The following is a 473-nucleotide window of genomic DNA, read 5'->3' on the forward strand; positions in this document are numbered from 1 at the left end:
GCCTATAGCTCAGCTGGTTAGAGCGCACGCCTGATAAGCGTGAGGTCGATGGTTCGAGTCCATTTAGGCCCACCATACAACTTGGGGCCTTAGCTCAGCTGGGAGAGCGCCTGCCTTGCACGCAGGAGGTCAGCGGTTCGATCCCGCTAGGCTCCACCAAAAAGCTATTTTAAATAGCAAATGGTATGTTCTTTGAAAACTAGATAACAGTGTAGCTCATATTTTTTAATTTTTAGTTTGGTTAAGTTAGAAAGGGCGCACGGTGGATGCCTTGACACTAGGAGTCGATGAAGGACGGGACTAACGCCGATATGCTTCGGGGAGCTGTAAGTAAGCTTTGATCCGAAGATTTCCGAATGGGGAAACCCACCATACGTAATGGTATGGTATCCTTATCTGAATACATAGGGTAAGGAAGACAGACCCAGGGAACTGAAACATCTAAGTACCTGGAGGAAGAGAAAGCAAATGCG

The 473-nt window shown here is 47.6% G+C and carries 1 tRNA gene and 1 rRNA gene; both read left to right on the forward strand.

Features of this window, described 5'->3' with window-relative positions:
- Window positions 1-83 precede the first annotated feature (83 nt).
- Window positions 84-159 (forward strand) — tRNA-Ala (locus FS742_RS27145).
- Between the two features lie 80 nt (window positions 160-239).
- Window positions 240-473: ribosomal RNA gene (locus FS742_RS27150) — 23S ribosomal RNA — on the forward strand; the annotation flags it as partial.

It is taken from the genome of Bacillus cereus (assembly GCF_007678085.1).
Classification (GTDB): domain Bacteria; phylum Bacillota; class Bacilli; order Bacillales; family Bacillaceae_G; genus Bacillus_A; species Bacillus_A cereus_BE.